This window comes from Lichenicoccus roseus (genome assembly GCF_005844085.1).
GTDB classification, from domain to species: domain Bacteria; phylum Pseudomonadota; class Alphaproteobacteria; order Acetobacterales; family Acetobacteraceae; genus Lichenicoccus; species Lichenicoccus roseus.
The window spans coordinates 212,972-238,355 of the sequence record NZ_VCDI01000005.1; the positions used below are offsets into that span (position 1 = coordinate 212,972).

The 25,384-nt window shown below is 68.6% G+C and carries 1 protein-coding gene; it reads right to left on the reverse strand.

The window, feature by feature from the left end:
* Window positions 1-102 precede the first annotated feature (102 nt).
* The gene (locus FE263_RS15170; RefSeq protein ID WP_138326873.1) at window positions 103-25,158 is read right to left on the reverse strand and encodes an Ig-like domain-containing protein; all 25,056 of its coding nucleotides are present in this window, start codon (window positions 25,156-25,158) and stop codon (window positions 103-105) included.
* Window positions 25,159-25,384 lie beyond the last annotated feature (226 nt).

Genomic DNA, 25,384 nt, shown 5'->3' on the forward strand with positions numbered 1-25,384 from the left:
GAGTGGCAACTCGGTCGGACGGGTCGCGATGGCCGGGTCCTCCCATGATCCCGGGGGGAACGCCCTTCGGCCGCACCTTGTTCCAAATGGCCCCCCAGCGGCCTAGACAACGGCGCCTGGCGGAAGGTGGCTGACGCCAAGCAGTGTGATGGTGGTGCCGTCGCTCAGGCCCAGCATGGTATTTCCACCGGAGACGGTGATCGTAGTCGGGAGGGCGTACCCATACAGTGCAATGGTGTCGCTGCCGGTCTTGAAGCCGGTGATGACGTCATGCCCGCCGGCATTTCCATTGATCACATCATACAGGTCGGCACCGGTGCCACCGACGATCGCCGCAGCACCCGGCTGGAGGATGATCGTGTCGGCGCCGTTGCCGAGCGTTGCGTTCATCTCGCCGGTGCCGCTCCAGACGGTATCGTTGCCGGCTCCGCCGTAGACACTCGCCGCCCCGGCGCTTCCAATGAAGTCGGTGCTGCCCGAGCCACCCACCATCACCGAAGTCCCGGTGCCTGCGATCAAGGCATTGCCGCCGTCGCCCGCGAACATGGTGTCGTGACCGGAGCCTCCGAAGAACGCGTTGTGCCCGCCGTTGCCCACGATCTCATCGTTGCCGTCTCCGATCACGGTGTTGGAGCCGCCGGTGCTCCCGTAGATGGTGGACTGGCCACTGCCGGTGAACACGACGTCGGCACGCCCGGTGACGATGCTGCCGGTGCCCGAGCCCCCGACGATGGTGTCCTGTCCCGCGCTGCCGCCGACGATCGTCGTGTTCCCGGTGCCGCCGAACATGACGTTGCTGCCGCCGCTGCCGCCGTTGAGCGTGGTGTTGCCGCTACCGGCCACCAGCAGGTTGCTGCCGCGCGATCCGCCCGCAAACTGACCGCCACCACTGCCGCCGCTGATGGTGGCTGAACCGGAACCACCGCTGACCGTGCTGACGCCGACGCCCCCGTAGAAGGTGAGGTTGCCCGAACCTGCGGAAACCGAGGCGGCGCCACCGGCGGTGATCGTGTCGTCGCCGCGGCCGATCTGCACCGTATCGCTGCCGCCAAGCAGCAGTGCCTGGTTTCCCGACGACAGGCTGATGGTGTTCGGAGTTGCGTCAGTCACGGTGCTCGCGCCGCCGCTGCTCGCTGCCGTCAGGTAATTTGCCGGCGCGATGCCGGTCGCCGATCCGGCTTCGCTTACGGTGCCGATCAGCAATCCTGTCGTGTCGTAGATGTTGCGGACAGTCGAGGTCGGCGTGACGGTCTGGGTGACCCATCCGATCGAGTTCTTGGTTGTGGCCGCGATCAGTGCCCCGCTCGGAGTGAAGTTCTGCTCTATCACGCTGGCGTCGGGCTGGGTCGCCACCTGCGTCAGCAGCATGTCGGTGTTGCTGTAGGCCGACGCCGAGGGGAGGCCGTCGACGGTGGCGCTGACGGTGAAGCTGTGATCCGCCGCCACGATGACCGCAAGCGTGCCGGACGCGGCCGACACGTTGCCGACCGTGTCCGTCACTGTTGCCGTCAGCGTATAGGAGCCGGCTGCGAGGGTGGATGGCCGGAACCCCCAGTTGCCGCCGGCGTCGGTGTCGAGGGTGGCGAGCGTGGTGTCTCCCGAAGACAACGTGACCGTGCTGCCGACCAAGGCGGCGCCGACCAGTCCGGTCGCCGCGGTCTGGTTCAGGCTGGTGGCGGCTGGCGCGATGTTGTCGATCTCGAGCGTGAGCGCCGTCGAGGCCGGCGACTGGTTGCCGGTGGGATCGAGCTGCACCGTGGTGAGCGCATGGCTGCCGTCGGCAAGCGCGCTCGTCACGATCGACCAGCTTGCATCCCCGCCGACGATCGCGGTGCCGACGAGGGTGCCGCCGTCGAGAAGTTGCACGGTGTCGCCGACGACACCGGTGCCGGTGATGACCGGCGTGGTGACGTTGGTGATGTCGTCGCCGGCCACGCCGCTGTCGCTGGCGGGCGAGAGCACCGGGGTCGACGCGGCCACCGGGGTCACGGTGTCGATCATCAGCACAAGCGGTGCGGACGCGGCCGAGACATTGCCGGCGACGTCGGTCTCGGTGCCGGTCAGCGAATGCGGGCCGTCGGCCAGCAACAGACTGGTGATCGCCCAGGCGCCGTTGATGTCGACCGTCGCGCTGCCGATGGAGGAACCGCCATCCATCAGGGTCACGGTGTCGCCCGTCACGCCGGTCCCGGTGATGACCGGCGTGGTGGCATTGGTAGTGTTGTCGCCTGTCACGCCGCTGTCGCTGGCGGGCGACAGTACCGGGGTCGACGGGGCCGCCGGGTGTGCGGTGTCGATGATCAGCACGAGCGCCGTGGAGGCAACCGAAACGTTGCCGGCGATGTCGGTCTCGGTGCTGGTCAGCGAATGCGGGCCGGCAGCCAGGGGCGTGCTGGTGACGGACCAGTTGCCGTTGACGTCGACCGTTGCGCTGCCGATGGGATGGCTGCCATCCAGCAGGGTCACGATGTCGCCTGCCACGCCGGTGCCGGTGATGAGCGGCATCGTCATGCTGGTGATATCGTCGCCGGCAAGTCCGGTATCGCTCGAGGGATCCAGGACTGCTGTCGACGGGGTCTCCGGGATCGCGGTGTCGATGGTCAGCACGAGCGAGCCGAATGGAGCCGAGACATTCCCGGCGCTGTCGGTCTCGGTGGTTGTCAGCGTGTGCGAGCCGGCTGCCAGGGGCGAGCTGGTGACCGACCAGATGCCGGTGTTGTCCACCAGCGCCGTGCCGATGGAGATCGTCCCATCCAGCAGGTTCACGACATCGCCTGCCGTTCCGGTGCCGGTGATGACCGGCGTGGTGACGTTGGTCGTGTTGTCGAGGGTCGAGCCGCTGTTGCTGGCCAACGACAGTACCGGGGTCGACGATACCGCCGGGAGCACGGTGTCGATGGTCAGCAGGAATGCCGTGGATGCGGGCGAGATATTGCCGATGCTATCGGTCTCGATGCTGGTCAGCGAATGCACGCCATCGGCCAGGGACTTGCTGGTGATCGTCCATGCGCCGGTGTTGTCCACCGTCGCCGTGCCGATGGAGTTCGTCCCATCCAGCAGGGTCACGGTATCGCCTGCCGTTCCGGTGCCGGTGATGACCGGCGTGGTGACGTTGGTAATGTTGTCGAGTGTCGAGCCGCTGTTGCTGGCCAACGACAGCACCGGGATCGACGATGCCGCCGGGAGCACGGTGTCGATGGTCAGCAGAAGTGCCGTGGATGCGGGCGAGATATTGCCGATGCTATCGGTCTCGATGCTGGTCAGCGAATGCACGCCATCGGCCAGGGACTTGCTGGTGATCGTCCATGCGCCGGTGTTGTCCACCGTCGCCGTGCCGATGGAGATCGTCCCATCCAGCAGGTTCACGACATCGCCTGCCGTTCCGGTGCCGGTGATGACCGGCGTGGTGACGTTGGTCGTGTTGTCGAGGGTCGAGCCGCTGTTGCTGGCCAACGACAGCACCGGGATCGACGATGCCGCCGGGAGCACGGTGTCGATGGTCAGCAGGAGTGCCGCGGATGCGGGCGAGATATTGCCGACGCTATCGGTTTCGATGCTCCTCAGCGAATGCACGCCATCGGCCAGGGACTTGCTGGTGATCGTCCATGCGCCGGTATTGTCCACCAGCGCCGTGCCGATTGAGATCGTCCCATCCAGCAGGGTCACGGTATCGCCCGCCGTTCCGGTGCCGGTGATGACCGGCGTGGCGACGTTGGTGGTGCTGTCGAGTGTCGAGCCGCTATTGCTGGCCAACGATAGCACCGGAGTCGAAGCGGGCCCCGGGAGCACGCTGTCGATGGTCAGCAGGAGTGCCGTGGATGCGGGCGAGATATTGCCGATGCTATCGGTTTCGATGCTGGTCAGCGAATGCACGCCATCGGCCAGGAATGAGCTGGTGATCGTCCATGCGCCGGTGTTGTCCACCGTCGCCGTGCCGATGGAGTTCGTCCCATCCAGCAGGTTCACGACATCGCCCGCCGCTCCGGTGCCGGTGATGACCGGCGTGGCGACGTTGGTGGTGTTGTCGAGTGTAGAGCCGCTGTTGCTGGCCAACGACAGCACCGGAGTCGAAGCGGGCCCCGGGAGCACGCTGTCGATGGTCAGCAGAAGTGCCGTGGATGCGGGCGAGACGTTGCCGACGTTATCGGTTTCGATGCTGGTCAGCGAATGCACGCCATCGGCCAGGGACTTGCTGGTGATCGTCCATGCGCCGGTATTGTCCACCAGCGCCGTGCCGATGGAGAGACCGTTATCCAGCAGGTTCACGACATCGCCCGCCGTTCCGGTGCCGGTGATGACCGGCGTGGCGACGTTGGTGGTGTTGTCGAGTGTAGAGCCGCTGTTGCTGGCCAACGACAGCACCGGGGTCGAAGCAGCCCCCGGGAGCAGGGTGTCGATGGTCACCACGAGCGGTGTCGAGGACCGCAGCGAGACATTGCCGGCAGCGTCGGTCTCGGTGCTGCTCAGGTTGTTCTTGCCGGCTGTCAGGGCGGTGGCCTTGATCGTCCAGGCGCCGTCCGTCACCGTCGCGGAACCGACGACGTGGCTGATCCCGTCATACAGCGTGACCACGTCACCATCGACACCGCTACCGGTGATCACCGGTGTGGTGACGTTGGTGATGCCGTCGCCAGCCGTGCCGCTGTCGCTCCCGGGATCCAGCGCCAGTCCGGACGGCGTCGCCGGGGTCGCGGTGTCGATGGTCAGCGAGAGCGACCCGGATGCGGGTGAAGAATTACCGGCGATATCGGTTTCCGTGCTGGTCAGCGAGTGCACGCCATCGGACAGGAACGAGCTGGTGACCGACCAGGCGCCGGTGTTGTCCACCAGTGCCGTGCCGATGGACAGGTTGCCATCCAGCAGGGTCACGGTGTCGCCTGCCGTGCCGGTCCCGGTGACGACTGGCGTGGTGAGGTTGGTGGTGTTGTCACCCTTGGCGCCGCTGTCGCTCGCATCTGCCAGCATCGGCACGGAGGGTGCTGCCGGTAGCGTGGTGTCGATGACCAGGGCGAGCGGTCGGGATGCGGCCGAGATATTGCCGGCGACGTCGGTCTCGGTGGTTGTCAGGCTGTGCGAACCGGCGGCCAGCGGCACGCTGCCGGTGACAGACCAGGTGCCGTCGATTGCCACGGTCGCCGTGCCGATCGAGATGCCGCCATCCAGCAGGGTCACGGTGTCGCCCGCCACCCCGGTGCCGGTGATGACCGGCGTGTTGATGTTGGTGATGCCGTCGCCCTTGGTTCCGCTGTCGCTATCGGGCGACAGCGTTGGCGCGGATGTGGGCGGCTGGACGGTGGTGTCGATGCTCAGCGCGAGCGGATCGGACGCGCCCGAGATGTTGTTGGCAAGATCGGTTGCGGTGGCTGTCAGGCTGTGCGGGCCGGCGGCCAGGGTCGTGCTCTCGATCGCCCAGATGCCGTCGGCCACGGTGGTGCTGCCGACGCTGGCGCTGCCGTCGTGGAGCGTGACCACGTCGCCGTTCACCCCGGTTCCGGTGATGACCGGCGACGTGACGTTGGTGATACCGTCGCCGGTCACGCCGCTGTCGCTCGTGATCGACAGGGCCAGGCCGGAAGGTGCCATCGCCGAGGTCTCGATGGTCAGCAGGAGCGATCCGGACGCGGTCGAGCCATTCCCGGCAGCGTCGGTCTGGGTGCTGGTCAGGGTGTGCGGGCCGGCTGCCAGGAGGGTGCTCGTGATTGTCCAGGCGCCGTCGCCATCGACCAATGCGCTGCCGAGGACGCCAGTGCCGCCGTCATACAGCGTGACCACGTCGCCGCTGACACCGGTGCCGGTGATGACCGGCGTGGTGTTGTTGGTGAAGTCGCGTCCGACTGCGCCGCTGTCGCTTCCCGGGTCCAGCACGGGTGTCGAGGGAATTGCCGGGCTGCTGGTGTCGATGGTCAGCGAGAGCGATCCGGACGCGGCCGAGACATTGCCGGCGACGTCGGTCTGGGTGCTGGTCAGCGTATGACCGCCCTCCGCAAGGGTGCCGCTGGTGATCGACCACACGCCGCCCGCCACCGTGGCGCTGCCGACAGTGGCGCTGCCGTCGAACAGCGTGACCACGTCGCCGCTGGTACCGGTGCCGGTGATGATCGGCGTGGTGACGCGGGTGATGTGATCGCCCCGGGTGCCACTGTCGCTCGCGGCTGCCAGCGCCAGGTTGTCCGGTGGCAGGGCCGTGGTCTCGATGGTCACCACGAGCGACCCGGACACCCCCGAGGCATTGCCGGCGGCGTCGGTCTCGATGCTGGTCAGCGTGTGCTGGCCGGCCGCGAGGGGTGAGCTTGTGATCGACCAGGTGCCGTCTTCGGCGACCGTGACAGGGCTGCCGATGCTGGTGCCGCCCTCGAACAGCGTGACCACGTCGCCGAATGTGCCGATGCCGCTGATGACCGGCGTGGTGTCGCTGGTGGTGTTGTCGCCGGTCACGCCGCTATCGCTCGCGACAGACAGCATCAGGCCGGTCGGCGCCGGGGTCGAAATCTGGATGGTCACGCCGAGCGGCGCGGATGCGGCCGAGGGGTTGCCGGCCACGTCGGTCTCGGTGGCGGTCAGGCTGTGCGGACCGACGGCCAGGTTGGCGCTGGTGATCGCCCAGCTGCCGTCGCCGGCGACCGTGCCGGTGCCGATGCTGGTGCCGCCGTCGTAAAGCGTGACCACGTCGCCGCTGGTGCCGGTTCCGTCGATGACCGGCGTGGTGATCTTGGTGATGTCGTCGCCGGTCACGCCGCTGTCGCTCGAGAGTGCCAGGGTCAGGCCGGCCGGTGCCGGGGTAGAGGTCTCGATGGTCAGCCCGAGCGACGCGGACACCGCCGACACGTTGCCGGCAACGTCGGTCTCCGTGCTGGTCAGGGTGTGCAGGCCGCCTGCCAGCGCCACGATACCCGTGGCCGACCAGGTGCCGTCGTCCGCCACGGTCGCCGTGCCGATGGAGACGCCACCATCCAGCAGGGTGACGATGTCGCCCGCCACGCCGGTGCCGTCGATGAATGGCGTGGTGTCGCTGGTGATGCCGTCTCCCTGGGTGCCGCTGTCGCTCGCGGCTGCCAGCGCCAGGCCGGCGGGAGGCGCCTGCACGGTGGTGTCGATGGTCAGCACGAGCGGTCCGGACGTTCCCGAGACAGTGCCGGCGATGTTGGTCTCTATGGTGGTCAGGCTGTGCGCCCCGGCTGCCAGGACGGTGCTCGTGATCGCCCAGGTGCCGTCGCCGGCGACGGTGGCGGTGCCGACGCTGGCGGTTCCGTCATACAGGGTGACCAGGTCGCCGGTGGTGCCGGTGCCGGTGAACATCGGCGTGGTCACCTTGGTGATGTCGTCGCCCTTGGTGCCGCTGTCGCTGCCCGGGTCGAGGACCGGGGCCAGGATATTCACCGGGGCGGTACTGTCGATGGTCAGCGCCAGCGCCCCGGACACCAGCGAGACGGTGCCGGCAAGATCGGTCTCGGTGCTGGTCAGCGTGTGCAGGCCGTTTGCAAGCGGTGTGCTGCCGGTGATCTCCCAGTTGCCGCCGATGACCGTGGCGGTGCCGACGACGGTGCTGTCTCCGTCATACAGCGTGACCACGTCGCCGCTGACACCGGTGCCGGTAATCAGCGGGCTGGTGAAGTTGGTGATGTTGTCCCCCACCGTGCCGCTGTCGCTGCCAACGGCCAGGACCGGGGCCGACGGGGTTGCCGGCGTCGTGTTGTCGATGGTCAGCAAGAGCGGCGTGGGGGACGCGCCCGAGATATTGCCGGCGGCGTCGGTTTCGGTGGCGGTCAGGGCATGCACGCCATTGGTGAGCGTTGTGCTGGTGATCGCCCAGGCGCCGCCGACGACGGTGGTGGTGCCGACGCTGGTGGTTCCGTCGTACAGCGTGACCACGTCGCCGCTGGTGCCGGTGCCGTCGATGACCGGAATGGCGACGTTGGTGACATTGCCGTCGGGCAGGCCGCTGTCGCTGCCCGGGTCCAGCGTCAGGCCGGCCGGCGCCGCGGCGAAGCTGTCGATGGTCACCTGCAGCGATGCGGACGCGGGCGAGATATTGCCGGCGAGGTCGGTCTCGGTGCTGGTGAGCGTGTGCACGCCATCGGCGAGCAGCGTGCTCGTGATCGACCAGGCTCCTCCGGTGACCGTGGCGGTGCCGACAGGGGTGATGCCGTCGAGGAGCGTGACGACATCGCCGCTGGTGCCGGTGCCGGTGATGACGGGCGTGCTGGTCCTGGTGATGTTGTCGAGTTTCGTGCCGCTGTCGCTGTCGGGGCTCAGCGTCACGCCGGCTGGTGCCGTGGCGACGGTTTCGATGGTCAGCACGAGCGGGGTGGACGCAGCCGAGACATTGCCGACGGTGTCGGTCTGGGTGGTTGTCAGCGTGTGCGGGCCGACCGCGAGCGCCGCGGTGCCGCTGATCGACCAGCTCCCGTCCAGGCCCACCATCGCCGTGCCGATGGAAATGCCGGCATCCAGCAGCGTCACGGTGTCGCCTGCCACTCCGGTGCCGGTGATCGCCGGCCGGGTTGCGTTGGTGATGTCGTCTCCGGCTGCGCCGCTGTCGCTCGCGGACGCCAGTGTCAGGGCGGACGTGGCTGACGGGAGCGTGGTGTCGATGGCGAGTGCAAGCGCTCCGGACGCCGGCGAGACGTTGCCGGCATAGTCGGTTTGGGTGCTGGTCAGGCTGTGCAGGCCGGCGGACAGGGTGGTGGTCGTGATTGCCCAGGTGCCGTCCACCACTGCGGTGCTGCCGACATCGGTGCTGCCGTCATACAGCGTGACCACATCGCCGCTGACACCGGTTCCGGTGATGACCGGCGTGGCGACGTTGGTGAGGTTGTCGCCCTGCAGCCCGCTGTCGCTGCCGGACTGCAGCGCCGGGACGGACGACAGTGCCGGGGTGGTGTTGTCGATGGTCAGCAGCAGTGGTCCGGCCGCTGCCGAGACATTGCCGGCGATGTCGGTCTGCGTGGTCGTCAGTGTGTGCTGGCCGGCAGCGAGCGCCGCGGTGCCGCTGACCGACCAGTTGCCGTTGACGGCCACGAGCGCCGTGCCGATGGCGATGCCGCCATCCAGCAGGGTCACGGTGTCGCCCGCCACGCCGGTGCCGGTGATCGACGGCATGCTGTTGTTGGTGATGTCGTCGAGCAGCACGCCGGTGTCGCTCGCGGGCGCCAGCGTCGGCGCGGATGTCGGCGCCGGGGCGAGGTTGTCGATGTTCAGCACGAGCGATCCGGACGCGGTCGACACGTTGCCGGCGACGTCGGTCTCGGTGCCGGTCAGGGTGTGCGGGCCGGCCGCCAGGGCGCTGGTCGTGATCGACCAGACACCGCCCACAACCGTGGCGCTGCCGACAGCGGTGCTGCCGTCATGGAGCGTGACCACGTCGTTGTTTTCGCCGGTTCCGGTGATGGTCGGCGTGGTGACGTTGGTGATGCGGTCTCCGGCCACGCCGCTGTCGCTCGCGGGCAGCAGCGTCAGGACGCCCGGCGCCGGGGTCGAGGTCTTGATGGTGACCACGAGCGATCCGGAGGCGAGCGAGACATTGCCGGCGAGGTCGGTCTCGGTGCTGGTCAGCAGGTGCGCGCCATTCGCCAGGGCGCTGGTCGTGATCGTCCAGACGCCACCCGCCACCGTGGCGCTGCCGACGCTGGTGCTGCCGTCATGCAGCGTGACCACATCGCCATTGGCGCCGGTGCCGCTGATGGCCGGCGTTCCGACGCCGGTGATGCTGTCGCCCTTGATGCCGGTGTCGCTCGCAAACGCCAGGGCCAGGCCGTCCGGCGGTGCGGCCAGGGTTTCGATGGTCAGCACGAGCGGCGACGACACATCCGAGACGTTGCCGGCGGCGTCGGCTTCGGTACCGGTCAGCGTGTGCGTTCCGACGGCCAGTGTGGTGCTGGTGATCGACCACAGGCCGCCGTTGACGATGGCGCTGCCGAGGGTGGTGCCGCCGTCATGCAGCGTCACCACGTCGCCGCTGGCGCCGGTGCCGTTGACGATCGGCGTGGCGACGCTGGTGATGCCGTCGCTGTGCGAGTTCCCGGTGTCGCTTGCGATCGCCAGCGTCAGCCCTGCCGGTGCCGGGGCGGTGGTCTCGATGACCAGCGTGAATGGCAGGGACGCGCTCGAGACGTTGCCGGCGATATCGGTCTGGGTGGTTGTCAGCGTGTGCGGGCCGGCCACGAGCGTTGCGGTGCTGCGGACCGACCATTGGCCGTTGTCGCCCACGAGCGCCGTGCCGATGGCGACGCCGCCATCCAGCAGTGTCACGGTGTCGCCCGCCACGCCGGTTCCGGTGATGACCGGCGTGGTGGCGTTGGTGACCTGGTCTCCAGGCACGCCGCTGTCGCTCAGCGCCGATAGCGCCAGGCCAGAGGGTGCCGCCGGACGGGCGGTGTCGATGGTGATGACGAGCGGTGCCGACGCGACCGAGGTATTGCCCGCGATGTCGGTCTCGGTGGTTGTCAGCGTGTGCGAGCCGGCTGCCAGCGCCGTGCTGCCGGCGACCGACCAGGCGCCGCCGGGTGCCACGGTCGCGGTGCCGATGGCTGCGCCGCCGTCCAGCAGTGTCACGGTGTCACCCTCCACGCCGGTTCCGGTGATGGATGGCGTGGTGACGTTGGTGATGAAGTCGCCCGGGGCGCCGCTGTCGCTCGCGGGTGCCAGCGTCAGGCCGGATGTGGGCGGTTGGATAGTGGTGTCGATGCTGATGACGAGCGGTGCCGACGCGACCGAGACATTGCCGGCGATGTCGGTCTGGGTGGTTGTCAGCGTGTGCTGACCTGCGGCCAACGCCGCGCTGCCGGTGATCAAGAAGGCGCCGCCGAGGCCCGCGATCGCGGTGCCGATGGAGAGGCCGCCATCCAGCAGGGTCACGGTGTCGCCCGACACGCCAATACCGGTGAAGACCGGCGTGGTGTCGTTGGTGATGAAGTCGCCATGAGCCCCGCTGTCGCTCGCGGGTGCCAGCGTCAGGTCGGATGTGGGCGGTTGGATGGTGGTGTCGATGCTGATGACGAGCGGTGCGGACGCGACCGAGACGTTGCCCACGTAGTCGGTCTGGGTGCTGGTCAGCGAGTGCGAGCCGGCCGCCAGTGAGGTGGTGGTGATTGCCCAGATACCGTTGGCCACCGTGGCGCTACCGACAGCGGTGCTGCCGTCAGACAGCGTGACGAGGTCGCCATTGTCGCCGCTGCCGGTGATGACCGGCGTGCGGACGTTGGTGGTGCCGTCGCCGGTCACGCCGGTGTCGCTCGCCAGCGACAAGGCCAGGCCGGAGGGAGCTGCCGGGAGCGTGGTGTCGATGGACAGCGAGAGCTGGTCGGACACGTCCGAGACATTGCCGGCGGCATCGGTCTCGGTGGCGGTCAGGACATTCGCGCCGCTCGACAGTGTGCTGGTCGTGATCGTCCAGCCGCTACCGGTGACCACGGCGCTGCCGACAACGGCGGTGTTGTCACGGAGCGTGACCACGTCGCCGCTGGTGCCGGTGCCGGTGATCGTCGGCGTGGTGTCGCTGGTGGTGTTGTCGCCCTTCACGCCGGTGTCGCTCGCAGACGCCAGCGTCAGGCCGGCTGGTTTCGGGGTCGAGGTCTCGATGATCAGCGAGAGTGCGGCGGACGTGGGTGACACATTGCCGGCGACCTCGGTCTGGAAGGATGTCAGCGTGTGGGTGCCGGCTGCCAGCGGCGCGTTGGCCGTGACCGCCCAGGCGCCGCCGACTGCAACTACAGCCGACCCGATCGAGATACCGGCATCCAGCACGGTCACGATATCGCCCGCCACGCCGGTGCCGTCGAACCTCGGCGTGGTGTGGCTGGTAATGTTGTCGCCAGAGGTGCCGCTGTCGCTGCCGGCATTCAGCACCGGGGTCGACGGAATTGCCGGGATGGTGCGGTCGATGGTCAGCCCGAGTGGCGTCGACGCCAGCGAGACATTGCCGGCGGCGTCGGTTTCGGTGGCTGTCAGCGGATAGACGCCGGCTGCCAGGGTGGCGCTCTGGATGGTCCAGCCGCCGTTGGCGACAATGGCGCTGCCGACATCGGTGCTGCCGTCATACAGCGTGACGACATCGCCAGTGTCGCCGGTGCCGGTGATGATCGGCGCAGTCGCATTGGTGATGCCGTCGCCCTGCGGGCCGCTGTCGGTCGCGGGTGATAGCGTCAGGCCGGATGGCGTTGCCGGGATCGTGGTGTCGATGGCCAGCGTGAGCGATCCGGAGGCGAGCGAGGCACTGCCGGTGAAGTCGGTCTCGGTGCTGGTCAGAGTGTGCGGACCGGGCGCCAGGGTGGCGCTGATGATCGACCAGGCGCCGTTGACGACCGTGGCGGTGCCGACGTTGGTGCTGCCGTCGAGCAGCGTGACATGGTCGCCGCTGACGCCGCTGCCGGTAATGACCGGATTGGTGTTGCTGGTGATGAAGTCGCCCTTGGTGCCGCTGTCGCTTGCGGGCAACAGGGTCAGGCCGGAGGGTGCCGCCGGGAGGGTGCTGTCGATGGTCAGCGCGAGCAATCCGGACGAGAGCGAGACATTGCCGGCGATGTCGGTCTCGGTGCCGGTCAGGATGTGCGGGGCGGCCGCCAGGGTACCGGTCATGATCGTCCAGGCGCCGGCGACGACCGTGGCGCTGCCGACGCTGGTGCTGCCGTCGTAGAGCGTGACCACGTCGCCGGTGACGCCGCTTCCGGTGATGACCGGCGTGGTGTCGTTGGTGATGAAGTCGCCCTTGGTGCCGCTGTCGCTCGCGTAGGACAGGGTCAGGCCGGCCGGTGCCGACGGGATGGCGGTGTCGATGGTAAGCCCGAGCGATGCGGAGGGCAGCGAGACATTGCCGGCGATCTCGGTCTCGGTGCTGGTCAGCGTGCGCTGTCCGGCTGCCAGGCTGGTCGTCGTTATCGTCCAGGTGTTGTCGACCACGGTGGCGGTGCCGACACTGGTGCTGCCGTCATACAGCGTGACCAGGTCGCCGCTGATACCGGTGCCGGTGATGGTCGGCGTGGTGAAGTTGGTGATGCGGTCGCCGTTCGAGGAGCCGCTGTCGCTCGCGGGCAACAGCGTCAGGCCGGTTGGAGCCACCGGGATCGTGGTGTCGATGGTCAGGGAGAGCGCGGGCGCAACCGTGGAGACGTTGCTGGCGACGTCCACCTCGGTCGCGGTCAGGGTGTGAGGGCCGGCCGCCAGGGGGGTGGTGATCGCGGACCAGACGCCGTTGCCGCCCACCAGGGCGAGCCCGACCGCAGACCCGTTGTCGCGGATCGTCACGGTGTCGCCTGCGCTGCCGGTGCCGGTGACGATCGGCGTGGTGACGTTGGTGATGCCGTCGCTGTTCGAGAAGCCGCTGTCGCTGCCGGCGCTCAAGGTCAGCGTCGGAGCCGGCGTCGAGGTCACGATGTTGAGGGTGAGCAGGGCGGAAGCCGGCGAGACATTGCCGGCAAGGTCGGTCTCGGTCGCGGTCAGCGTGTTCAGGCCAGCCGCGAGTGGACTGGTCGTGACGGACCAGATGCCGCCGCTGACGATGGCACTACCGACGCTGGTATTGCCGTCACGCAGCGTGACCACGTCGCCGCTGATGCCGGTGCCGGTGATGACCGGCGTGGTGACGCTGGTGACGTTGTCGCCCTGGACGCCGGTGTCGCTGAGTGACGACAGGGTCAGGGCCAGGGGAGCCGGGGGGATCGTGGTGTCGATGGTCAGCGTCTGGGTTGCCGCGCTCGGCGCCGGGTTGCCGGCGGGATCGGTGGCGCTGACGGAGACGGTGTTGGTGCCGTTGGTGTTCAGCGCCAGGTGGCCGCTGGTCGGCGCGGCGCTGGCTAGGTCGACGCTCCAGCCGCTGCTGGTGGCAATGGTGCTGTAGGTGGCGCCGGCGACGGTGACGCTGACGGTGTCGCCGGTCTCGGCGGTGCCGGCGAGCAGCGGCGCGGCCACGTTGGTCAGCGCGGCCGAGGTGATCGCCGGGACCACCGGCGCCGTGGTGTCGATGGTCAGCGTCTGGATTGCGACCGGCGAGTGGTTGCCGGCGGGATCGGTGCTGGTGACGGAGACGGTGTTGGCGCCGTTGATGTTCAGCAACAGGGTGCCGCTGGCAGGCAGGGTGGCAAGGTCGACGCTCCAGATGCCACCACTGTTGATGGCGCTGTAGGTGGCGCCGGCGATGGTGACGCTGACGGTGTCGCCGGCCTCGGCGGTGCCGGTGAGCACCGGAGCAGGCGCGTTGGTCAGCGCATGCGAGGTGATCGTCGGCACCACCGGCGCCGTGGTGTCGATGGTCAGGATCTGGGTTGCCCCGGCCGATGCGGGGTTGCCGGCGGGATCGGTGGCGCTGACCGAGACCGCGTTGGTGCCGTTGACGTTCAGCGCCAGGGTGCCGCTGGCCGGCAAGGCGCTGGCGAGATTGACGCTCCAGGTGCCGCTGGCGGCGATGGTGCTGTAGATGGCGCCGCCGACGGTGACGCTCACGGTGTCGCCGGTCTCGGCGGTGCCGGTGAGCGTCGGCGCGGCCACTTTGGCCAGGATGGCCGAGGTGATCGCCGGAACCACCGGCGCCGTGGTGTCGATGGTCAGGATCTGGGTTGCCCCGGCCGCTGCGGGGTTGCCGGCGGGATCGGTGGCGCTGACCGAGACCGCGTTGGTGCCGTTGACGTTCAACGCCAGGGGTCCGCTGGCCGGCAAGGCGTTGGCGAGATTGACGCTCCAGGCGCCGCTGGTGGCGATGGTGCTGTAGGTGGCGCCGGCGATGGTGACGGTGACGGTGTCGCCGGTCTCGGCGGTGCCGGTGAGCACCGGCGCGGGCGCGTCGGTCAGCGCGGCCGAGGTGATCGTCGGGACCACCGGCGCCGTGGTGTCGATGACCAGCGTCTGCGTCGCGATCGACGAGAGATTGCCGGCGGGATCGGTGCTGGTGACGGAGACCAGGTTGGTGCCGTTGGCGACCAGCGCCAGGGTGCCGCTGGTCGGCACCGCACTGGCGAGGTTGACGCTCCAGGTATTGGTGCTGGTGATAAAGCTGTAGGTGGCGCCTGCAACGATGACGCTGACGGTGTCGCCGACCTCGGCGGTGCCGGTGAGCACCGGCGCGGGCGCGTCGGTCAGCGCGGCCGAGGTGATCGTCGGGATGACCGGCGCGGTGGTGTCGATGGTCAGCGTCTGCGTCGCAATCGACGAGAGATTGCCGGCGGGATCGGTGCTGGTGACGGAGACCAGGTTGGTGCCGTTGCCGACCAGCGCCAGGGTGCCGCTGGTCGGCACCGCACTGGCGAGGTTGACGCTCCAGGTATTGGTGCTGGTGATAAAGCTGTAGGTGGCGCCGGCAACGATGACGCTGACGGTGTCGCCGGCCTCGGCGGTGCCGGTGAGCACCGGTGCGGGCGCGTCGCTCAGCGCGGCCGAGGTGATCGTCGGGACCACCGGCGCGGTGGTGTCGATCACCAGCGTCTGGGTCGCGATCGGCGAGATGTTGCCGGCGGTATCGGAGCTGATGACGGAGACGCTGTTGGCGCCGTTCTCGGCAAGCGCCAGGGTGCCGCTGGCCACGTGGGCGCTGCCGAGGTCAATGCTCCAGCTGCCGCTCGTGGCGGTGGTGCTGTAGGTGGCGCCGGCAACGACGACGGTGACGGTGTCGCCGGCCTCGGCGGTGCCGGTGAGCACCGGCGCAGGCGCGTCGGTCAGCGCGGCCGAGGTGATCGTCGGGATGACCGGCGCGGTGGTGTCGATAACCAGCGTCTGGGTCGCGATCGACGAGAGATTGCCGGCGGGATCGGTGCTGGTGACGGAGACCAGGTTGGTGCCGTTGGCGACCAGCGCCAGGGTGCCGCTGGTCGGCACCGCACTGGCGAGGTTGACGCTCCAGGTATTGGTGCTGGTGATAAAGCTGTAGGTGGCGCCTGCGACGACGACGCTGACGGTGTCGCCGGCCTCGGCGGTGCCGGCGAGCAGCGGCGCGGCCACGTTGGTCAGCGCGGCCGAGGTGATCGTCGGGATGACCGGCGCGGTGGTGTCGATGACCAGCGTCTGCGTTGCATTTGGCGAATGGTTGCCGGCGGGATCGGTGCTGGTGACGGAGACGCTGTTGGCGCCGTTGATGTTCAGCAACAAGGTGCCGCTGGCAGGCGGGGTGGCGAGGTCGACGCTCCACAGGCCGCCATTGGTGATGGCGCTGTAGGTCGCGCCGGCGACGATGACGGTGACGGTGTCGCCGGCCTCGGCGGTGCCGGTGAGCACCGGCGCGGGCACGTCGGTCAGCGCGGCCGAGGTGATCGCCGGGACCACCGGCGCCGTGGTGTCGATCACAAGCGTCTGGGTTGCCGCGGTCGCCGAGGGGTTGCCGGCGGGATCGATGGCGCTGACGGAGACGGTGTTGGCGCCGTTCTCGGCAAGCACCAGGGTGCCGCTGACCGGGTGGGCGCTGCCGAGGTCAATGCTCCAGCTGCCGTTCGTGGCGGTGGTGCTGTAGGTGGCACCGGCGACGGTGACGCTGACGGTGTCGCCGGTCTCGGCGGTGCCGGTGAGCACCGGCGCGACGACGTTGGTCAGCGCATGCGAGGTTATCACCGGGACCGCCGGTGCCGTGGTGTCGATCACCAGCGTCTGGGTCGCCGCGGTCAGCGAGGGGTTGCCGGCGGGATCGGTGGCGCTGACGGAGACGGTGTTGGCGCCGTTGGTGTTCAGTATCACCGGGAGGCCGCTGACCGGCGTGACGGTGGCGAGGTCGACGCTCCAGAGGCCGCCGGTGGCGACGGCGCTGTAGGTAACGCCGTCGACGGTGACGCTGACGGTATCGTCGGTCTCGGCGGTACCGGTGAGCACCGGCGCGGCGATGTGGGTCAGCCCGGCCGAGGTGATCGCCGGGACCGCCGGCGCCGTGGTGTCGATAACCAGCGTCTGGGTTGCCGCGGTCGCAGAGGGGTTGCCGGCGGGATCGTTGGCGCTGACAGAGACGGTGTTGGCGCCGTTGGTGTTCAGTATCACCGGGAGGCCGCTGACCGGCGTGGCGGTGGCGAGGTCGACGCTCCAGAAGCCGCCGGTGGCTACGGCGCTGTAGGTGACGCCGTCGACGGTGACGCTGACGGTGTCGTCGGTCTCGGCGGTGCCGGTGAGCACCGGCGCGGGCGCGTTGGTCAGCGCATGCGAGGTGATCACCGGGACCGCCGGTGCCGTGGTGTCGACGGTCACCGTCAGCGCTGCGGATGCGGGCGACACATTGCCGGCATAGTCGGTCTGGATCGTTGTCAGGCTGTGCAGGCCTTCCGCAAGGAGGCTGCTCGTGATCGACCACGTGTTGTCCGAAGCAACCGCGATGCTGCCGACGCCGACGCTTCCGTCAAGCAGCGTGACCACGTCGCCATAAAGGCCGGTTCCGGTGATGGTCGGGCGCGTGACGTTGGTGATGTTGTCGCTGCTCGAGACGCCGCTGTCGCTGCCCACGCTCAGCACCGGCGCCGATGCGGCCACCGGGATGGTGGTGTCGACGACCAGCGTCAGCGCTCCGGAAGCCACCGAGACATTGCCGGCGATCTCGGTCTGGGTGTCGGTTAGCGTGTGCGTGCCGGGGGTCAGGACGCTGCTGGTGATCGCCCAGGCGCTGTTCACCACCGTGGCGGTGCCGAGGACGGCACTACCTTCATAAAGCGTGACCAGGTCGCCGCTGACACCGCTGCCGCCGATGACCGGCGTGGTGAGGTTGGTGGTGCTGTCACCGGTCACGCCGGTGTCGCTGGCAACCGCCAGCACCGGTGTCGACGCGGCCACCGGGATCGTGGTGTCGATGGTCAGGTTCAGCGCAGGCGAAGCCGTGGAAATATTGCCGGCGACGTCCTTCTCGGTCGCGGTCAGGACGTGAGGGCCGGCCCCGAGGGTGGAGGTAATGGCGGACCAGGTGCCGCCGGCGCCCACCAAGGCAAGCCCCACCGTCGTCGCGCCGTCGCGCAGCGTCACGGTGTCGCCCGCAAGACCGGTGCCGGTGATGAGCGGTCTGGTGACGTTGGTGATGCCGTCGATGTTCGAGAAGCCGCTGTCGCTGGCGGGGCTCAGGGTCGGGGCGCGCGGCGCCAGGGTCGAGGTCACGATGGTCAAAGCGAGCGATGGCGAGGCCTGCGAGACATTGCCGGCAACGTCGGTCTCGGTCGCGGACAGCGTGTTCACGCCGGCGGCCAGGGTGCTGGTGGTGATCGACCACGTGCCGCCGCCGCTGACCGTGGCGGAGCCGACGCTGTTGCCAAGGTCATGCAGCGTGACGACGTCGCCGATGACACCGGTGCCGGTGATGACCGGCGTGGTGATCCTGGTGATGTGGTCGAGCTTGGTTCCGCTGTCGCTGTTCGGCGCCAGGGTCAGGAGGCCGGGGGCCGCGGTGGATGTGACGATGTCCAGGACCAGCGGGGTCGTCGAGGCGGTGGAGACGTTGCCGGCGGCATCCGTCTCGGTGGCTGTCAGCGTGTGCAAGCCGGCGGCCAGGGTGGTGGTCATGATCGACCACGCACCGGCGGTGACCAGGCCGGAGCCGACGGCGTTGCTGCCGCCGTCATACAGCGTGACTACGTCGCCGGTGTCGCCGGTGCCGTTGATGACTGGGGTGGCGACGTTGGTGATGCGGTCGGTGCTGGAGATGCCGCTGTCGCTCAAAGGATCCAGCGCCAGGCCAGCCGGCGGCAGGGCAACGCTCTCGATGGTCACCACCAGAGGTGCGGACGCCACCGAGACATTGGTGGCGGGGTCGGTCTGGGTGGCGGTCAGCGTGTGCGCGCCTACCCCCAGCGCGGCGCTGGTAATCGACCAGGCGCCGCCCACCACGGTTGCGTTGCCGAGATTGTTGATGCCGTCGAGCAGCGTGACCACGTCGCCGGTGACGCCGGTTCCGGTGATGACCGGCGTGGTGACGTTGGTGATGTCGTCGCTGTCCGAGATGCCGCTGTCGCTTGTGGCTGCCAGCGTCAGGCCGGCCGGCGGTGGGGCCAGGGTCTCGACGGTCAATGCGAAAGGTGCCGATGCGGCCGAGACATTGCCGGCGACATCGGTCTGGGTGGCGGTCAGCGAGTATACGCCAGCCAGCAGGGCGGTGCTGGTGACCGACCAATGGCCGGGGCCGTCGACCGTGGCGCTGCCGACCGCGGTGCCCGCATCATACAGCGTGACCAGATCGCCGAAGATACCGTTGCCGTCGATGCGCGGCGTGGTGACGTTGGTGATGCCGTCGCCATGCGCGCCGCTATCGTCCGTGACAAACAACGACAGGCCGGAGGGAGCCGCCGGGGCCACAGTGTCGATGGTCACCACGAGCGGTGTGGCGGACGCGAGCGAGAGATTGCCGGCGACGTCGGTCTCGTTGGCGATCAGTGTATGCGGGCCGTCTCCCAGCGCCGTGGTCATGATCGTCCAGGCGCCGTTGGCCACCGTGGCGGAGCCGATGGAGGCGCCGAGCCCGTCATGCAGCGTGACCACGTCGCCCGTGACACCGGTGCCGGTGATGACCGGCGTGGTGATGTTGGTGATGTCGTCGCTGCTCGAGAAGCCGCTGTCGCTCGTGGAGGCCAGCGTCAGGCCTGCTGGCGGCGCCTGGATCGCGGTGTCGATGGTCAGCGAGAGCGCCCCGGACGCGAGCGAGACATCGCCGGCGGTGCTGGTCTCGGTGCTGGTCAGGGAGTGCACGCCGTCTGTCAGGTGCGCGCTGGTGATCGCCCAGGTGCCGAGGTTGGTGACGGTGGAGCTGCCAAGCAGGGTGCTGGTCGCGTCGTACAGCCTGACCACGTCGCCGGACACACCGGTGCCGGTGATCAGCGGGGTGGCCACCTTGGTGATGTTGTCGCTGTTCGAGCTGCCGCTGTCGCTGCCCGCATCCAGGACCGGGGTCGACGTGGTCGCCGGGATGTCGGTGTCGATGGTCAACCCGAGTGCCGTGGACACCACCGAGGTGTTGCCGGCGGCGTCGGTCTCGGTGGCGGTCAGGGTGTGCGGGCCGGGCGCCAGAGTGCTGGTCATGATCGACCACGCGCCACCGGTGACCGCGCCGGACCCGACGATGCCGGCAACGGCGTCATAGAGCGTGACCACGTCGCCGGTGGCGCCGCTGCCGTTGATGAACGGCGTGGTGTTGTCGGTGATGTCGTCTCCGGCCGCGCCGGTGTCGCTCCCGGGGGCCAGGATCAGGCCGGTCGGTGCCGTGGTCGAGGTCTCGATGATCAGCGCGAACGCTGCGGACACCGGCGAGATATTGCCTGCGACGTCGGTCTCGGTGGTGGTCAGGGAGTACGTGCCGGCTGCGAGCGGCGTACCGGGCGTGATTCCCCAGGTGCCGCCGGCGGTGACCGTGCCGCTGCCGACAAGAACGTTGCCCGTGTCGTACAGCCTGACCACGTCGCCGACGACACCGGTGCCGGTGATGAGCGGTTGCGTGACGCTGGTGATGCCGTCGCCGTGCGAGGTGCCGGTGTCGCTGTGCGAGTCCAGGAGCGGCGTCGAGGTGGGCAGCGGGAGCGTGTTCTCGATGTTCACCGTGAGTGTTGTGGACACCGCTGAGGAGTTGCCGGCGGCGTCGGTCTCGGTGGCGGTCAGGGTGTGCGCGCCGGGCGTCAGGGTACTGCTCGTGATCGACCACGCGCCGGCGGTGACCAGGGCGCTGCCGAGACTGGTGCTTCCCTCGTACAGCGTGACCACGTCGCCGTTGGCGCCGGTGCCGGTGATGACCGGGATGGTGACGTTGGTGATGTCGTCGAGTTTGGTGCCGCTGTCGCTGTCGGGGTACAGCGTCAGGCCATCCGGCGCCGTGGTCGAGGTCTCGATGGTCACTACCAGCGGTGTGACGGACACCGGCGAGATGTTGTTGGCGGCGTCGGTCTCGGTTGCGGTCAGGGTGTGCTGGCCGTCTGCTAGGCTGGCGCTGGTGATCGACCACGCGCCGGCAGTGACCAGGGCGCTGCCGAGACTTGTGGTTCCCTCGAACAGCGTGACCACGTCGCCATTGGCGCCGGTGCCGGTGATGACCGGGGTGGTGATGTTGGTGATGCGGTCGCTGTGCGAGGTGCCGCTGTCGCTCGCGGTCGCCAGCGTCAGGCCGGCGGGCGGCGGGGTCGAGGTCTCGATGGTCAGTGCGAGCGGCCCGGACGCGACCGAGACATTGCCGGCGATTTCGGTCTCGGTGCTGGTCAGCGTGTGCAAGCCGATCCCGAGGGGCGTGCCGGGCGTGATCCCCCAGGTGCCGCCGGCGGTGACCGTGGCGCTGCCAAGAACGGTGCCGCCGTCATTCAGCGTAACCAGGTCGCCTATGATGCCGGTGCCGGTGATCAGCGGGCTGGCATGATTGGTGGTGTTGGCACCTGGCGCGCCACTGTCGCTGGCATGGTCCAGGACCGGCGTCGACGTTGCCGCCGGCATGGTGGAGTCGATGGTCAGGGTAAGGCCCGTGGACACGACCGAGACATTGCCGGCGACGTCGGTCTCGGTGCTGGTCAGCGTATGCGTGGCCGCCGCCAGGCTGGTGGTCGTGATCGCCCAGGCGCCGGCCGCCACGGTGGCGCTGCCGACGATGGTGGCGCCGTCACGCAGCGTGACCACGTCGCCGTCGACACCGGTGCCGCTGATGGTTGGCGTGGTGACCTTGGTGATGTCGTCGCTGTTCGAGAAGCCGGTGTCGCTCGCCTGCGCCAGGGCCAGTGCGCCGGGAGCCGCGGTCGAGGTGACGATGTGCAGGTTCAGCGCGGGCGAGGTGGCGGAGGCGTCGCCGGCGACATCGGTATCGACGGCGGTCAGCACGTGCAGGCCATCGCTGAGGCCGCTCAGCGGCAGCGCCCACGTGCCGCTCTGATCCACCAGGGCGACGCCCACCACGTTGCCGTCGTCCGACAACGCGATGCTGTCGCCGATGCCACCGGTGCCGGTGATGACCGGGTCGGTGACGTTGGTGATGCTGTCGAGCTTGACGCCGCTGTCGCTCGCCGGCGCCAGCACCAGGACGCCCGGCGTCGGCGCCACGGTCTCGATGGTCACCGCGAGGGGCGTCGAGAGTGCCGAGACGCTATAGGCGGCATCTGTCTGGGTGGCGGTGAGGTTGTACGCCGCGTCGGCCAGGGGAAGCGCGGGCCTCACCGACCAGGTGCCATCGCCGAGGACGGTCGTGCTGCCGAGCACGGTCGAGCCGTTGTACAGCGTGATGGTGTCGCCGACATCGCCGGTCCCGGTCACCAGCGGCCGGTTCAGGTCGGTGATATCGCTGCCGCCGGAACTGTCGCTATCCGGGTCCAGGATCACCGAGCCGGGTGCTGCCGGAATGATGCTGGTGCTGATCGTCTCGGTGGCGGTGCCGCCGAAGCCATCGGTCACCGCGACCACGAAGCTGTCGGCGGCGGTCTGGCCGGCAATCGCGGTGTAGCCCACCAGTCCGGTCGCGGACACCGTGGCGGTCCCGTGGGCTGCCTGCGTCGCGATGCTCCAGGTGGCGGGGTCGCTATCGGAGTCGCTCGAATAGAGCTGCTGGTTCAGCGTCGTGCGGGTACCCTCGGTCCACTGGATCGTTTCGGTGTTCGCGACCAGTTGCTGGGACAGGCCGGGCAAATTACCGACGGTTGGCGGCGCATCCACGACCAGCGTGGTCGTCGGGCCAGGGAGAGAGACATTGCCGGCGAGATCGGTCGCGGCAAGGGTCACGCTGTGCGGGCCGTGCGACAGCGCCGTCGGCTCGATGAAACTCCAGACGCCGCCGGTGACGGTTGCGGCGTGGCTGACGCCATCGGTGGTGACCACGACCGTCATGCCGGCGGGCGAGAAGTCACTCACGGTGCCGCTGATCGTGGGCGTCGTGCCGGACGTGCCACCAGCGGCGTCGCCGACCGTGATGGGCCCGATTGCGCCGATCGCCACCGTGGGATCCGTGGTGTCGATGGTCACGTTCGTCGCGGCAGACGCGCTTGAGGTCACGCCACCAAACGTTGCTTTCGCTGTAACGACGTAGGCGCCCTGGACAAGAGAGGTCACAATGGACCAGGCACCCCCGCTATCGGCGGAGCCGCTGGCGAGCACGGTGCTGCCAACATACAGGGTCACCAGAGCATTGGCGGTCGCGGTTCCGGTGAAGGTCGCCGTCGTGTTTCTGGTGACGCCGTCGCTGCTGGAACTGCCGCTATCCGAGGCGGCCGCCAGCAGGGGTTGCGACACCGTGACCGCTGTCACATCGACCGTCGCGTTTGCCGTGAAATTCAGGGTGGGATCGGTCGGCATTCCGCCGAACTCGACGACGTAACCGGGTAGATTCGCGCCGTCGGGAAGGTCGTTCCATGAGCCGTCCTGGTAGTACTCTGCATAGGACTCCCCGGTGCTGTCGTTCGGCTCCCCGGGGTTGAAGCTCTCGTAATTGCCGTTCACATCTACGCCCCCACCGCCTGCGCTGGGCCACGGCCTGTCGGAGCCTGCACCCGCTGTCTCCTGGAAGAAGTAACTGCCGGGCAGGCCGTCGGTCCCTACCGTCAGGCCTTCTGGCCCCGTGACCCAGTGCCAGTGGCCGATCGCCAGGCTGCTCGTGTCTGTGCTGTTGGTGGGGGACAGGGGTGCGTCGGAAGCGCCCATCCAGCCCGTGCTGGTCAATTTCATCTGGATGAAGCTGTTCTCGCTGGCCGAGGTCACGGTGGCGAGATAGCCCTGCATGCCGTACAGGGTCTGCTGCGACGCCGCCACTTCCGCATCGTCCCAGGTCAGTCCAGCGCTCGGAATGTACTCGTAGAAATGGCCGTTGGCGCTATCGTACAGGCCGCTGCCCGCCACGAAGCTGATCGAGCGGGGCGTGGTCACCGCGCTGGTCGTCCCGAAGGTCACGCCTTGAAGGAACGACTGGTATTGGGCCGTCGTACCGTTGCCGGTGACGGTCAGAACACCAGTGCTGGTGCTGAAACTGCCGGTCAGGCTGCCTGCGTTGGTGTAGCCCAGCACGTCGCCCGCCTGGAAATTCTGCACCACCACCGACGCCGCGGTCATGGTGCCCCCTGCCAGGGTAAGTCCCGGATCGACCACCTGTGCCGATCCGGCGATGACAATATCCGTAGCACTAGCCGGTGCATTCAGAGTGAGCGTCGGGGCGGCGTCGGCGCCATTGCTGTTGCTGAACGTAATATGCGTACTCAACGAAGTCGTGACGCCCCCGGTCTCGGTCGCCGTGATGGTCACGGCATCGGTGCCACCAGGCGTGGGGCCGGCGCCGCCGATGCCGTCGCTGTAGGTGACCATGCGGGCCAGGCCCTGCACCGCCGCGTCAGTGACAAGCGCGCTGGTGAAGCTGATCAGGAAGTCGTCGGTGCCCGCGCCGCTGACAGAGCCGATCGGGTCGGCGGTGGTGCCGTTGCCTAGAGAGACCGTGCCCCCGGAAGATACCGACAAGGCGCCCGCGACAACGGAAGCCGTTCCCGTCCGGGCAATGTCGAGGGCGTCGCTGGCGGTGTTGTCGGTGGTACGGAACTCCAGCGAGCCCCCGGTGTAGTTGCCGCTCTCGGTGTAGACGCCAGCCTCGGTCACGGCGATGATGGTGTCGACAGCTACCGGGCTACCGGAAATATCGTAGTTGACCGTGTAGTTGACGGCGTAGTTGCCGCCGGCGGGCTCCGGGGTGATGGTGACCGGCGACAGCAGCACGCCGTCATACGCGGTGACCGCGATGGCGGAGGTGGCGACCGGCGCGGTGGAGGCTTCGAGGTTCCAGTTGCCGCCCAGCGACGCGCTTCCGGTGAGGTCGGTCGAGGCGGCCACCACGTCGCCGGTGATGGCGGACAAACCGTTGATGAAGTGTTGCCCGGTGCTGCCCTGTGCGGTGTCGCAGCCGTACAGCAGGATGTCGCCCTGCGGCTTCAACGCGGCGCTTATTTCGGCGAGACTGGCGCTCTGCGAGGCGAGCGTCGCGTCATCCAGGGTTTCGGTGCCGAGCGTCACCGCGCCGGTCGTGCCGTGGCTCATGATGTGGACCGCATCGAGGCCGGTGATGTTGTTCGCGGCGAGAAAACTGGCGATTTCCTGCACGCCGTTGCCGTGGCCGTTGAACAGCACCACTTCCGCGCCCGGACGCTGCGCTGCCGCTTCGAGTGCGAGAGTGGCTGCATCCGCGACACTCGAGTCGACGAAGACGATTTCCCTCTTGCCGCCATCCTTCGCCGGGTCGAGCGGTGCGACCATCGTGGCATCGGAGTAGGCGTTCAGGTCGGTGTCGATCGCAGTCATCGGAAGATCTCCGTCAGGGCGTTAGGCGGAAGGGCGGATTATCGTGTGACAGAACGTTCCCTGACCGGATCGGCGACGTTCAGCAGCATGCCGACGGTTCTGGGTGAGCCCCGATGACGTTTCCTGCCGCGCACGGGCAGGAAGATCGGGTCTGGCGGCAAGGCACGGCGTCCCGGACCGGGCACGGTCTCCCCGGAGGACGTTGCATTTATCGATTGAGATGACT

Coding starts and splice junctions, on each gene's coding strand:
- FE263_RS15170 (WP_138326873.1), bottom strand. CDS start 25,158: ATGACTGCGATCGACACCGACCTGAACGCCTACTCCGATGCCACGATG.